At 62.6% G+C, this 13,471-nt stretch carries 11 protein-coding genes and 1 tRNA gene; 9 read left to right on the top strand and 3 right to left on the bottom strand.

Features of this window, described 5'->3' with window-relative positions:
- The first annotated feature begins 151 nt into the window (after positions 1-151).
- From PSTAB_RS03080 to PSTAB_RS03065, 4 genes are all read left to right on the top strand, one after another.
- The gene (locus PSTAB_RS03080) at positions 152-2,074 is read left to right on the top strand and encodes a PrkA family serine protein kinase (RefSeq protein ID WP_013981674.1); all 1,923 of its coding nucleotides are present in this window, start codon (positions 152-154) and stop codon (positions 2,072-2,074) included.
- Positions 2,075-2,156: 82 nt separating this feature from the next.
- Positions 2,157-3,428 (top strand): YeaH/YhbH family protein, encoded by a 1,272-nt coding sequence (locus tag PSTAB_RS03075; protein ID WP_011911933.1) that lies wholly within the window; start codon positions 2,157-2,159, stop codon positions 3,426-3,428.
- Between the two features lie 10 nt (positions 3,429-3,438).
- Positions 3,439-4,986 carry a SpoVR family protein gene (locus PSTAB_RS03070; RefSeq protein ID WP_013981673.1) on the top strand — a complete coding sequence of 516 codons (1,548 nt, stop codon included), beginning with the start codon at positions 3,439-3,441 and terminating at the stop codon, positions 4,984-4,986.
- Between the two features lie 95 nt (positions 4,987-5,081).
- The gene (locus tag PSTAB_RS03065; RefSeq protein WP_013981672.1) at positions 5,082-6,257 is read left to right on the top strand and encodes a multifunctional CCA addition/repair protein; all 1,176 of its coding nucleotides are present in this window, start codon (positions 5,082-5,084) and stop codon (positions 6,255-6,257) included.
- Here PSTAB_RS03065 and folK read toward each other — a convergent pair whose 3' ends face one another.
- Positions 6,258-6,800 (bottom strand): 2-amino-4-hydroxy-6-hydroxymethyldihydropteridine diphosphokinase, encoded by a 543-nt coding sequence (gene folK / locus PSTAB_RS03060; RefSeq protein WP_013981671.1) that lies wholly within the window; start codon positions 6,798-6,800, stop codon positions 6,258-6,260.
- Complete coding sequence (gene folB / locus PSTAB_RS03055; protein ID WP_013981670.1) at positions 6,791-7,144, bottom strand: dihydroneopterin aldolase; 354 nt, start codon at positions 7,142-7,144, stop codon at positions 6,791-6,793. Before folB ends, folK begins: the two co-directional genes overlap by 10 nt.
- A gap of 75 nt (positions 7,145-7,219) precedes the next feature.
- On the opposite strand from folB, the gene plsY reads away from it, so the two are divergent.
- Positions 7,220-7,789 carry a glycerol-3-phosphate 1-O-acyltransferase PlsY gene (gene plsY, locus PSTAB_RS03050; protein WP_013981669.1) on the top strand — a complete coding sequence of 190 codons (570 nt, stop codon included), beginning with the start codon at positions 7,220-7,222 and terminating at the stop codon, positions 7,787-7,789.
- A gap of 11 nt (positions 7,790-7,800) precedes the next feature.
- Here the strand turns inward: plsY and tsaD are convergent, their stop codons facing one another.
- Positions 7,801-8,826 carry a tRNA (adenosine(37)-N6)-threonylcarbamoyltransferase complex transferase subunit TsaD gene (tsaD, locus tag PSTAB_RS03045; protein ID WP_013981668.1) on the bottom strand — a complete coding sequence of 342 codons (1,026 nt, stop codon included), beginning with the start codon at positions 8,824-8,826 and terminating at the stop codon, positions 7,801-7,803.
- Between the two features lie 195 nt (positions 8,827-9,021).
- On the opposite strand from tsaD, the gene rpsU reads away from it, so the two are divergent.
- The 4 genes from rpsU (at position 9,022) to PSTAB_RS03025 (ending at position 13,431) form a co-directional block, all read left to right on the top strand.
- Positions 9,022-9,237, top strand: a complete 216-nt coding sequence (gene rpsU, locus PSTAB_RS03040; protein WP_003290642.1) for a 30S ribosomal protein S21 — start codon at positions 9,022-9,024, stop codon at positions 9,235-9,237.
- 133 nt (positions 9,238-9,370) lie between these two features.
- Positions 9,371-11,323 (top strand): DNA primase, encoded by a 1,953-nt coding sequence (gene dnaG / locus PSTAB_RS03035; RefSeq protein WP_013981667.1) that lies wholly within the window; start codon positions 9,371-9,373, stop codon positions 11,321-11,323.
- Between the two features lie 67 nt (positions 11,324-11,390).
- Positions 11,391-13,244 carry an RNA polymerase sigma factor RpoD gene (rpoD, locus tag PSTAB_RS03030; protein ID WP_013981666.1) on the top strand — a complete coding sequence of 618 codons (1,854 nt, stop codon included), beginning with the start codon at positions 11,391-11,393 and terminating at the stop codon, positions 13,242-13,244.
- Positions 13,245-13,354: 110 nt separating this feature from the next.
- Positions 13,355-13,431: transfer RNA gene (locus tag PSTAB_RS03025), tRNA-Ile, on the top strand.
- The last annotated feature ends 40 nt before the right edge of the window (positions 13,432-13,471 follow it).

Below are 13,471 nucleotides of genomic sequence, written 5' to 3'. Positions count from 1 at the left end.
AGGCCATCCAAATAAACGAAGCCGGGAAACGGCTGACGGAATTCAGGGTTTCGACCATTAGGTGTTCGGGGGAACTCCACTGGCCGCCACTTCGGCCGTGCTCCAGAGTGCCTGATGACGCGCCTATTCGTGCATCGATCGAGGTGAAGTCATGAGCATTTTCAGCCACTTCCAGCAACGTTTCGAAGCGACCCGCCAGGAGGAATATTCACTCCAGGAATACCTCGATCTGTGCAAGGCGGACCCACGAACCTACGCCAGCGCGGCCGAGCGCCTGCTGATGGCGATCGGCGAGCCCGAACTGGTGGACACTTCCACCGACCCACGACTGTCGCGCATCTTCTCCAACAAGGTGATCCGCCGTTATCCGGCCTTCGAGGATTTCCATGGCATGGAGGAATGCATCGACCAGATCGTCTCCTACTTCCGCCACGCCGCGCAGGGCCTGGAAGAGAAGAAGCAGATCCTGTATCTCCTCGGCCCGGTGGGCGGCGGCAAGTCGTCGCTAGCCGAAAAGCTCAAGCAACTGATGGAACGCGTGCCCTTCTACGCCATCAAGGGCTCGCCGGTCTTCGAATCGCCGTTGGGGCTGTTCAACCCGGTGGAGGACGCGCAGATCCTCGAGGAGGACTACGGCATCCCGCCGCGCTACCTGAACTCGATCATGTCGCCCTGGGCGACCAAGCGCCTGCAGGAATTCGGCGGCGACATTTCCAAGTTCCGCGTGGTCAAGCTCTACCCGTCGATCCTCAACCAGATCGCCGTGGCCAAGACCGAGCCGGGTGACGAGAACAACCAGGACATCTCTTCGCTGGTGGGCAAGGTGGATATCCGCAAGCTCGAGGAATTCCCGCAGAACGATGCCGACGCCTACAGCTACTCGGGCGCGCTGTGCCGGGCCAACCAGGGCCTTATGGAATTCGTCGAGATGTTCAAGGCGCCGATCAAGGTCTTGCACCCGCTGCTGACCGCGACTCAGGAGGGCAACTACAACAGCACCGAGGGCCTGGGCGCGATTCCCTACAGCGGCATCCTGCTGGCCCACTCCAACGAGTCGGAGTGGCACAGCTTCCGCAACAACAAGAACAACGAGGCCTTCATCGACCGCATCTACATCGTCAAGGTGCCGTACTGCCTGCGCGTCTCGGATGAGATCAAGATCTACGACAAGCTGCTGGCCAACAGCTCGCTGTCCAGAGCTCATTGCGCGCCGGACACGCTGAAGATGCTGGCGCAGTTCTCGGTGCTGTCGCGCCTGAAGGAGCCAGAGAACTCAAACATCTATTCGAAGATGCGCGTCTATGACGGCGAGAACCTCAAGGACACCGATCCCAAGGCCAAGTCGATCCAGGAATACCGCGATGCCGCTGGCGTCGACGAGGGCATGAACGGACTTTCCACCCGTTTCGCCTTCAAGATTCTTTCCAAGGTGTTCAACTTCGACCCCCACGAGATCGCCGCCAACCCGGTGCACCTGCTTTACGTGCTGGAGCAGCAGATCGAGCAGGAACAGTTCCCCGCCGAGGTGCGCGAGCGCTACCTGCGCTTCATCAAGGAGTACCTGGCGCCGCGCTACATCGAGTTCATCGGCAAAGAGATCCAGACCGCCTACCTCGAGTCTTACAGCGAGTACGGGCAGAACATCTTCGATCGCTACGTGCTGTACGCCGACTTCTGGATTCAGGATCAGGAATACCGCGATCCGGAGACCGGCGAAATCCTCAACCGCGTGGCGCTCAACGAGGAGCTGGAAAAGATCGAGAAGCCAGCCGGCATCAGCAACCCGAAGGATTTCCGCAACGAGATCGTCAACTTCGTGCTGCGCGCCCGCGCCAACAACAACGGCAAGAACCCGTCGTGGCTGTCCTACGAGAAGCTGCGCGTGGTGATCGAGAAGAAGATGTTCTCCAACACCGAGGACCTGCTGCCGGTCATCAGCTTCAACGCCAAGGCCAGCAAGGAAGACCAGAAGAAGCACAACGATTTCGTCGTGCGCATGGTTGAGCGCGGCTATACCGAGAAGCAGGTTCGCCTGCTCTCCGAGTGGTATCTGCGGGTGCGTAAATCGCAGTAAGCGGCTGGAAGCCTGAAGCCGGGAACGGAACGCTCCGCTTCCGGCTTCGGGTCTATGCTTTTCAGCCTAGCCCGGAGGGCCTATGAGCTACGTGATCGACCGTCGCCTGAATGGCAAGAACAAAAGCACGGTGAACCGCCAGCGCTTCCTGCAGCGGTACCGTGGGCACATCAAGAAAGCGGTGGAGGAAGCCGTTGGCCGTCGTTCCATCACCGACATGGAACACGGCGAACAGATCAGCATCCCCGGACGCGACATCGATGAGCCGGTACTTCACCACGGCCGCGGCGGACGCCAGACCATCGTCCACCCCGGCAACAAGGAGTTTGTCGCCGGCGAGCGCATTCCAAGGCCGCAGGGTGGCGGCGGAGGGCAAGGCGCAGGCCAGGCCAGCAACAGCGGCGAAGGCATGGATGACTTCGTCTTTCAGATCACCCAGGAGGAGTTTCTCGACTTCATGTTCGAGGACCTGGAGCTGCCCAACCTGGTCAAGCGTCACCTTACCGGCACGGACACCTTCAAGACGGTACGCGCCGGCATCGCCAACGAAGGCAACCCGTCGCGCATCAACATCGTCCGCACCCTGCGTTCAGCCCATGCCCGCCGCATTGCGCTATCGGGCAGCAGCCGTGCCCAGCTCAGGGCGCTGAAGGCCGAGCTGGAACGGCTGCGCCTGGAGGAGCCGCACAATTTCGGCGACATCAAGGCTGCCGAAGAAGAGATCGAACGGCTCAAGGCGCGCATCAACCGCGTGCCATTTCTGGACACCTTCGATCTCAAGTACAACCTGCTGGTCAAGCATCCCAACCCCAGCTCAAAGGCGGTGATGTTCTGCCTGATGGACGTTTCCGGTTCGATGACCCAGTCCACCAAGGACATCGCCAAGCGCTTCTTCATCCTGTTGTACCTGTTCCTCAAGCGGAACTACGACAAGATCGACGTGGTATTCATTCGCCACCACACCAGCGCCAAGGAAGTGGACGAGGAAGAGTTCTTCTACTCGCGCGAAACCGGCGGCACCATCGTTTCCAGCGCGCTGAAGATGATGCAGGAGATCATGGCCGAGCGTTATCCGGCCAACGAGTGGAACATCTACGCCGCGCAAGCTTCCGACGGCGACAACTGGAACGACGATTCGCCGCTGTGCCGCGATATCCTGATCAACCAGATCATGCCGTTCGTGCAGTACTTCACCTACGTCGAAATCACCCCGCGCGAACACCAGGCGCTCTGGTACGAATACAATCAGGTCGCCGAAGCCTTTTCCGATGCGTTCGCCCAACAGCAACTGGTGAGCGCCGCGGACATCTATCCGGTGTTCCGCGAACTCTTCCAGCGGCGCATGACCAGCTGAGGTGTGCAGCATGAAACGACAGCCCATTTCCACCGGCTCGGAATGGACCTTCGACCTGATCCGGCAGTACGACCGCGAGATCGGCCGCATCGCCGAACGCTATGCGCTGGATACCTATCCGAACCAGATCGAGGTGATTACCGCCGAGCAGATGATGGACGCCTATGCGTCGGTGGGCATGCCGCTGGGCTATCACCACTGGTCCTACGGCAAGCAGTTCCTGCATACCGAAAAGCACTACAAACGTGGCCAGATGGGGCTGGCCTACGAGATCGTGATCAACTCCGACCCCTGCATTGCTTACCTCATGGAAGAGAACACCATGTGCATGCAAGCACTGGTAATTGCCCATGCGAGCTACGGCCACAACAGTTTCTTCAAGGGCAACTACCTGTTCCGCACCTGGACCGACGCCAGCTCGATCATCGACTACCTGGTGTTCGCCAAGCAGTACATCATGCAGTGCGAGGAACGCCACGGCATCGATGCGGTGGAAGACCTGCTCGACTCGTGCCACGCGCTGATGAACTACGGCGTCGACCGCTACAAGCGCCCCTACCCCATCTCTGCCGAGGAAGAACGGCGCCGGCAGAAGGACCGCGAGGAGCATCTGCAGCGGCAGATCAACGATCTCTGGCGAACCATTCCCAAGGGCGCCGACAAGGGCGACGGGCAGGCCGGGAACCAGCGTTTCCCGGCGGAGCCGCAGGAGAACATTCTCTATTTCATCGAGAAACACGCCCCTTTGTTGGAGCCGTGGCAGCGCGAGGTGGTGCGCATCGTGCGCAAGATCGCACAATACTTCTATCCACAGCGCCAGACCCAGGTGATGAACGAGGGCTGGGCCACCTTCTGGCACTACACCCTGCTCAACGATCTGTACGACGAAGGCCTGGTCACCGACGGCTTCATGATGGAGTTCCTGCAGTCGCATACCAGCGTGATCTACCAGCCCGGCTTCGACAGCCCCTACTACAGCGGCATCAACCCTTACACCCTGGGCTTCGCCATGTACCAGGACATCCGCCGGATCTGCGAGAACCCGACCGAAGAGGACAAGCGCTGGTTCCCGGACATCGCCGGCAGCGACTGGCTGACCACTGTGAAATTCGCCATGAACAACTTCAAGGACGAGAGCTTCATCCTGCAATTCCTCTCGCCCAAGGTGATCCGCGATTTGAAGCTGTTCAGTATTCTCGACGACGACCGCAAGGACGAACTGCTGGTGCCGGCGATCCACGACGAAAGTGGCTACCACACCATTCGCGAATTGCTCGCGGCGCAGTACAACCTCGGCAACCGCGAACCCAACGTGCAGGTGTGGAACGTCGATCGCCGCGGTGATCGCTCGCTGACCCTGCGTCACATGCAGCATGATCGCAAGCCGCTGGGCGCATCCACCGACGAGGTACTCAAGCATCTGCACCGGCTGTGGGGGTTCGACGTGCACCTGCAATCGATGCAGGACGACAAGCTGGTCAACACCCATCACATGCCCCCTCGCGCCAGCAACGAGACGGAGACCGACAGCCGCTTCCCCGGCATGAACTTCGCCTGACCGACGTCGCGGGCAACGCCCGCGGCCCCTTCCTCAGCACCAATCTGTGGCCATACGGCCGATATCCTTTATCCTCCGCGCCTACGGAGGTGGTTATGCAGATCTACAAAGTCGGCGGCGCGGTGCGTGATCGCCTGTTGGGGCGCGCGGTCAGTGAAGTGGACTGGGTGGTGGTCGGCGCCACCCCGGAGGTAATGCAGGCCCAGGGCTTTCGCCCGGTGGGAGCAGACTTTCCGGTGTTCCTGCATCCGCAGAGCGGCGAGGAGTACGCCCTGGCCCGTACCGAGCGCAAGAGCGGCCGCGGTTATGGCGGCTTCACCTTCCATGCCAGCCCCGAGGTCACCCTCGAGGAGGATCTGCAGCGACGCGACCTCACCATCAATGCCATTGCCGAAGACGAGCAGGGGCAATTGATCGACCCCTACGGCGGCCAGCGTGATCTGCAGGCCCGACTGTTGCGCCACGTGTCGCCGGCCTTTGCGGAAGACCCGCTGCGCGTGCTGCGCGTGGCGCGCTTCGCCGCGCGTTACGCCGACCTCGGTTTTCGCATCGCCGACGAAACCCTTGAGCTGATGCGTCAGCTGGCGCGCTCCGGCGAGCTGTCGGCACTCACCGCCGAACGCAGCTGGAAGGAGATCTCCCGCGCCTTGATGGAGCCGCGCCCAGATGTCTTCATTCAGGTACTGCAAGCCTGTCACGCCCTACCAGAGCTGTTCCCCGAACTGGCTGCCAGTTTCGAGGAGCAAAGCGCACATGGCGAAGCATTGCTCGGCGCACTGCGGCGCTGTGCGAAGCACGCCCAGCCACTGCCGGTACGCTGGGCCTGCCTGCTGCTCGGCAGCGCCGGACCAGCCGCCAGCCAGGAGGCACGCCTGCAGGCCATCGCCGCCCTGAACCAGCGCTGCAAGGCGCCGCGGGATTGCCAGGAACTGGCGATGCTGTTCGGCCGCTACCACCAGAACGCACTCGATGCGCGCACGCTGCCCGCCGAGGCATTGCTCGACATGCTGCAGCACTTCGATATCTATCGCCGCCCGGAACGCTTCGAGCACTTCATCGCGGCCTGCGAAATGACCGCCCCGGCAGACGGCGCCGCGCAACCCTTACCCCAGGTCGACTACCTGCGGGCGGCGGCGAAAACAGCTCGTGACGTCGCGATCAAACCGCTGCTGGAACAAGGCCACCAGGGCGCCGAGCTGGGCAAGGCACTCGCCGCTGCCCGACTCGAGGCACTGCGGCGGCATTGCCAGCAGAATGCGAATAACGGCTAGTCAGGCACAACGCGGCGGGTGGGCGCGGACCAGCTCCGGGGGCGTGAGCTCCGCGCCGCGCCACTGGAAGGGCACCGGCCAGAGCTGTTGGTCGATGGTCGATTGCGCCCACAGCTCGGCAAAGCTGGCGTCCGCGGCCGGGTGCCGTACGGTCGGGGCCAGCAGCGCCAGCGGCCAGAGCACGAAGGCGTTCTTGAGAATCTCCGCACGCGGCAGCAGCAAACCGTGGAAATTGCCGACCAGCTCGCCATAGAGCAGCACGTCGATATCTAGTGGCAATCCCTTGCGATCCGGCGCGTAACGACCGTTGTCCGCCTCGATGAACTTGAGCCGCCGGTCCAGTTCGGTCAGCGGCAGCTCGGTATCGCCGGCGACCACGAGGTTGTAGAAGTTGTCGCCCTTGTAGCCCACCGCCAGGCTTTCGAACACCGGCGAACAACGCATGTTCACCAGCAGCTCGGCCAGCGCATCGAGGCCGGCATGCAGATGGGGCTCACGCTGGACATTGCTGCCCAGGCCGAGCAGCACCGGAGTTAGCGACATCCGCGTTCGATCTCCACGCCCAGCGCACGGGCGCGCGCATTGACGCCGGGCTTGGTGACCCGCAGGCGCAGCCAGAGAATGCCGAACTCGCTCATCAGGCGCTGCGCCAGGCGTTCGGCGAAGGTCTCGACCAGCTCGAAGCGCGCCTCGGCAGCGAACTGATCGATGGCTGCGGCGACCTTGGCATAGTCCAGCGCCTTGTCCAGCTCGTCGTTCCGCGCCGCCGGACGGATGTCCCAGCCCAGCGTCAGGTCCAACTGCAGGCACTGCCGGATGCCGCGCTCCCAATCATAGGCGCCGATCACCGTATCCACTTCCAGGCCTTCGATGAAGACTGTATCCACGCAACGTTCTCCTGCGGCACGACAAGCTCGAAACGCGCCGTTAGACTCAGGGACTCCCTGCCCCGGATGGATTCCATGTTCTGGCTGCTGACCTTGCTCGCGTACCTGATCGGCTCGCTGTCATTCGCCATACTGCTCAGCCGCCTGGCCGGGATACCCGACCCGCGCGCCGGTGGCTCCGGCAACCCCGGCGCCACCAATATGCTTCGTCTGGCCGGCAAGCGCCTGGCGATCTGCACGCTGTTCGGCGATCTGCTCAAGGGCTTGCTGCCCGTCCTGCTGGCCGCCTCGCTGGACATGAGCGTCCAGCAGCAGGCCTGGATCGGTCTGGCGGCGGTATGCGGCCATCTCTATCCGTTGTACTTCCGTTTTCGCGGCGGCAAGGGCGTGGCGACCGCCGCCGGCGCCCTGCTCGCGCTCTACCCGCCGGCCGCGCTGTTGGCCATCGCCGCCTGGCTCCTGGTATTCCGCATGACCCGCACCAGTTCGCTGGCAGCCCTGATCGCCCTGCCGCTCTGCCTGCCGCTGCTGGCCTGGCAGCAGCCCGGTGCGCTGCTGCCGATGAGCCTGTTGGCAACGCTGATAGTCTGGCGTCACCGCAGCAATGTTCGCGATCTGTTCGCTGGCCGGGAAAGGCACTTCTAGGTCGATGCGGTTCAGATCGCCGGCAGCGTCTCCATTGACCAGCGTGGCTGTACGGCGATCGCCGGCCCATCATGCTGGCCCGCCAGCAGGCGTTGACAGCCAGCGTAGGCGATCATTGCGCCGTTGTCGGTGCAGAAACGTGGCCGCGCATAGAACACCTGCCCCTTGAGTTCGGCAAGCATCGTTTCCAGCGACTGACGCAGCGACTGGTTGGCACTGACCCCTCCAGCGATGACCAGCGATTTCAGCCCGGTCTGCTTCAGCGCCCGTCGGCACTTGATGGTCAGCGTCTCCACCACCGCCTGCTGGAAGGCCAGCGCGATGTCGCAGCGAGTCTGCTCGCTGTCGTCGCCGGCATCGCGGCACTGCTGCCAGGTATTGAGCGTGAAGGTCTTCAACCCACTGAAGCTGAAGTCCAGCCCCGGCCGGTCGGTCATCGGGCGCGGGAAGACGAAGCGTCCCGGCGTGCCCTGCTCGGCCAGCCGTGCGATCTCCGGTCCGCCCGGGTAGCGCAGGCCCATGAGCTTGGCGGTCTTGTCGAACGCCTCGCCAGCGGCATCGTCCACCGATTCGCCGAGCAGCTCGTAGCGGCCGATGCCATCCACACGCACCAGCTGCGTATGCCCGCCAGACACCAGCAAGGCGACGAACGGAAACGCCGGAGGCTGCGCTTCGAGCATCGGCGCCAGCAGATGACCTTCCATGTGATGCACACCGACCGCCGGCACGCCCCAGGCCAGCGCCAGCGCCTGAGCACAAGACGCACCGACCAGCAGGGCACCGACCAGGCCCGGGCCTGCCGTATAGGCCACCGCGTCGACCTGCCCCGCCTCGCGGCCGGCCTCGGCCAGCACCTGACGAATCAGCGGCAGCATGCGTTTCACGTGATCACGGGAAGCCAGCTCCGGCACCACGCCGCCATAGACGCGATGCAGGTCGATCTGGCTGAATAGCGCGTCGGCCAGCAGGCCCCGCTCGCTGTCATAAAGCGCGACACCCGTTTCGTCGCAGGACGTTTCCAACCCCAGCACCAGCATGGGTTCAACCTTCCGGAAGGCGAATGAAGCCGTGCATATTAATCGTCGGGCCGTCCGACCGACCAGCGCTTTTCGATCAGGGGCTTTGCATTCCGCCATTGGAGCGGGTAACATCCGCAACCCTTAAAACCAGCGTGCTTGCGAGTCATTGCCGAAGCGCGTTGCCACCGGTAATCAAGTGAAGGTAAGTCCTGGATGCCCGCTGTCAAAGTTAAAGAGAATGAACCCTTCGACGTAGCACTGCGTCGCTTCAAGCGCTCCTGCGAAAAAGCCGGCGTTCTGGCCGAAGTCCGTTCGCGTGAGTTCTACGAGAAGCCGACTGCCGAGCGCAAGCGCAAGGCTGCTGCAGCAGTCAAGCGTCACGCCAAGAAAGTGCAGCGCGAGCAGCGCCGTAGCGTCCGCCTGTACTGATCCAGTACGGCTGACGTCGCATCAAACCCGGCTTCGGCCGGGTTTTGCATTGCATGCAGACTCCGCTTCGCCAGCCGGCGAAAGGCCGGAGTTTTTTCATTTCCGGCGCATGCGAGCGTAATCTGATACCCCTATGGCCGGACTGATCCCCCAATCCTTCATCGATGACCTGCTCAACCGCTCCGACATCGTCGAAGTGGTCGGTTCGCGCATCCAGCTGAAGAAGACCGGCAAGAACTACAGCGCCCTCTGCCCGTTCCACAAGGAAAAGACGCCGTCCTTCAGCGTCAGCCCGGACAAACAGTTCTACTACTGCTTTGGCTGCGGCGCCGGCGGCAACGCCCTCGGCTTCGTCATGGACCACGACCAGCTGGACTTCCCCCAGGCGGTCGAAGAACTGGCAAAGCGCGCCGGCATGGAAGTCCCACGCGAGGACAGCGGGCGCAAGCACAAGCCCCGCCAGCCGGTCGATTCGCCACTCTACCCACTGCTCGCCGCCGCCGCCGACTATTACCGCCAGGCGCTGAAAAGCCATCCGACGCGCAAGGCCGCGGTGGAGTACCTCAAGGGACGCGGGCTGTCCGGCGTCATCGCCCGCGACTTCGGCCTGGGCTTCGCACCGCCCGGCTGGGACAACCTGATGAAGCACCTCGGCGGTGACGCCCTTCAGCAGAAGGCGCTGATTGATGCCGGCCTGCTGATCGAGAACGCCGAGAACGGCAAGCGCTACGACCGCTTTCGCGACCGCGTGATGTTTCCCATCCGCGACAGCCGTGGTCGGGTGATCGCCTTCGGTGGTCGGGTGCTGGGCGACGACAAGCCCAAGTACCTCAACTCGCCGGAGACCCCGGTATTCCACAAAGGTCAGGAGCTCTACGGCCTCTACGAAGCGCGCCAGGCCAACCGCGATCTCGACGAGATCATGGTGGTCGAGGGCTACATGGACGTCATTGCCCTGGCCCAGCAAGGTCTGCGCAATGCCGTCGCCACCCTGGGCACCGCTACCAGCGAGGAACACCTCAAACGCCTGTTCCGCATCGTTCCCAGCGTGCTGTTCTGCTTCGACGGGGACGCCGCCGGACGCAAGGCTGCCTGGCGCGCACTGGAGGCAACATTGCCGAACCTTCAGGACGGGCGCCGCGCCCGCTTCCTGTTCCTGCCGGACGGCGAAGATCCGGACACCTTGGTCCGCGCCGAGGGCACCGACGCCTTTCGCGCCCGCATACAGCAACACTCGCAACCACTGGCCGACTATTTCTTCCAGCAACTGAGTGAAGAGGCCGATCCGCGCTCCCTGGAAGGCAAGGCCCATCTGGCGACACTGGCCGCACCGCTCATCGAAAAGATACCGGGCAACAACCTACGCGCACTGATGCGTCAGCGCCTGGCCGAGATCACTGGGCTCAACGGCGAGGCGCTGCAGCACATGGCCGCCGCGCCCGTATCTGCGCCCAGCAGCACGCCGACCTACGACGACTACACCTACTACGACGCCAGCCCGGCCTACGGCGAGCCCGACCACTTCGAGCCACCGGAACCCGTGCAGCCGCAACCGCGCAACGGCAAGCCAGGCAAGAAAGAGTGGAAAAAGGACTGGAAAAAAAACGGCCAGGGTCCAGACTTAATGCCACGCGGGCCGCGCACACCCGCCACGGTCGAGCCTCCGGCACTGACCACCCTGCGCACCCTTCTGCACCACCCGGAGCTGGCGCAGAAGGTCGAAGACGTCAGCCATTTCGCCGCAGAAGACGATACCTATGCCCAACTGCTGGTAGCGCTGCTCGGCACCCTGCAGAAAAACCCCAAGCTGCGCAGCCTGCAGCTGATCGCCCGGTGGCACGGCACCGATCAGGGACGACTTTTACGCGCACTTGCAGAGAAAGAATGGCTGATCTCTGCCGATAACCTTGAACAGCAGTTTTTCGACACCATTAATAGCCTTGCCGCCAGACAGCGGGAACGGCGCCTCGAAAGCCTGCTGCGCAAGGCTCGCCAGGGTGAACTCAGCGCAGAGGAAAAAGACCAACTGCGTAACCTATTGAGCCGCAACGCAATACCCGCTACACCGACCTCAACTGGCGCGTGAGGTCCTAGCTCGGCTATAATGCTCAGCTTGTTTTCAGCCCGCCAGAACCTTCAGTGGATAGGGTTATATGTCCGGAAAAGCGCAACAGCAGTCCCGCCTCAAAGAGTTGATCCAGCGTGGCCGTGAGCAGGGTTACCTGACTTACGCCGAGGTTAACGACCACCTGCCGGAGGATATTTCCGATCCGGAACAGGTGGAAGACATCATTCGCATGATCAACGACATGGGCATCAACGTATTCGAGACCGCTCCGGATGCCGATGCCCTGTTGTTGGCCGAAGCCGATACCGATGAAGCCGCAGCCGAAGAGGCCGCAGCCGCACTCGCCGCGGTCGAGACCGATATCGGCCGCACCACCGACCCAGTGCGCATGTACATGCGCGAGATGGGCACCGTCGAACTGCTGACCCGCGAAGGCGAGATCGAAATCGCCAAACGCATTGAGGAAGGCATTCGCGAAGTCATGAGCGCGATCGCCCACTTCCCTGGCACCGTCGACAGCATCCTCGCCGACTACGAGCGCGTGACGAACGAAGGCGGTCGCCTGTCCGACATCCTCAGCGGCTACATCGACCCCGACGACGACGGTGCTGCCGCACCGCAGGAAGTCGAGCCGGAAACGCCGCAGACCACGGCCAAGCCGGTAGTCGACGACAAGGACGACGACGACGAAGAAGAGTCGGATACCGAGGAAGAAGAAGGCGACGGCGGGCCCGATCCGGAAGTTGCGCGCGTGCGCTTCGGCGCGGTCGCCGAACAGCTTGAGAAAGCCAACAAGGCCCTTAAGAAGCACGGCCGCGCCAGCCAGCAGGCCACCGAGGAGCTCGAAGCCCTCGCCATCCTGTTTATGCCGATCAAGCTCGTGCCCAAGCAGTACGATGCCCTGGTCGAGCGCGTGCGTGATGCTCTGAACCAGATCCGTGCTCAGGAACGCGCCATCATGCAGTTGTGCGTGCGTGATGCCCGCATGCCGCGCGCCGACTTCCTGCGTCAGTTCCCGAGCAACGAGACCAATCTCGACTGGGCCGAGCAACTGGCTGCAGGCAAGAGCAAGTACGCCGAAGCCATCGGCAACCGCAAGGAAGAGATTCAGCGCTGCCAGCAGAAGCTCATCGAACTGGAACAGCAGTGCGAACTCGCCATCGCCGACATCAAGGACATCAATCGCCGCATGTCCATTGGTGAGGCCAAGGCCCGCCGGGCGAAGAAGGAGATGGTCGAGGCCAACCTGCGCCTGGTGATATCCATCGCCAAGAAGTACACCAACCGCGGCCTGCAGTTCCTCGACCTGATCCAGGAAGGCAACATCGGCCTGATGAAGGCGGTGGACAAGTTCGAATACCGCCGCGGCTACAAGTTCTCGACTTACGCCACCTGGTGGATTCGCCAGGCGATCACTCGCTCCATTGCCGACCAGGCGCGGACCATCCGCATCCCGGTACACATGATCGAGACGATCAACAAGCTCAACCGCATCTCCCGTCAGATGCTGCAGGAAATGGGCCGCGAGCCCACGCCCGAAGAGCTTGGCGAGCGCATGGAAATGCCCGAGGACAAGATCCGCAAGGTGCTGAAGATCGCCAAGGAGCCAATCTCCATGGAAACGCCGATCGGTGACGACGAAGACTCGCACCTGGGCGATTTCATCGAAGATTCGGCCATGCAGTCGCCGATCGACGTGGCCACCGTGGAAAGCCTCAAGGAAGCCACCCGCGAAGTACTGTCCGGCCTCACCGCCCGTGAAGCCAAGGTACTGCGCATGCGCTTCGGCATCGACATGAATACCGACCACACCCTCGAGGAAGTCGGCAAGCAGTTCGATGTCACCCGCGAGCGCATTCGCCAGATCGAAGCCAAGGCGCTGCGCAAGCTGCGCCACCCGACGAGAAGCGAGCACCTGCGCTCCTTCCTCGACGAGTAAGACCCAGAACCCCCGGCATGCCGGGGGTTTCTTTTTTCACCAATGCCTATCAACAGGGCGCTTCGATTGGCGCCACTGTCATCCGCCGTTATAATCCGCCGGCCTTCTGGGGGCCTATAGCTCAGTTGGTTAGAGCAGAGGACTCATAATCCTTTGGTCCACGGTTCGAGTCCGTGTGGGCCCACCACCTTCAAAGCCGCGCATTGCGCGGCTTTTTCATTTGTGCA

It is taken from the genome of Stutzerimonas stutzeri (genome assembly GCF_000219605.1).
Taxonomy (GTDB): domain Bacteria; phylum Pseudomonadota; class Gammaproteobacteria; order Pseudomonadales; family Pseudomonadaceae; genus Stutzerimonas; species Stutzerimonas stutzeri.
Note: the sequence above shows the minus strand (reverse complement) of the source record. Positions and strands in the feature narration are given on the sequence as shown.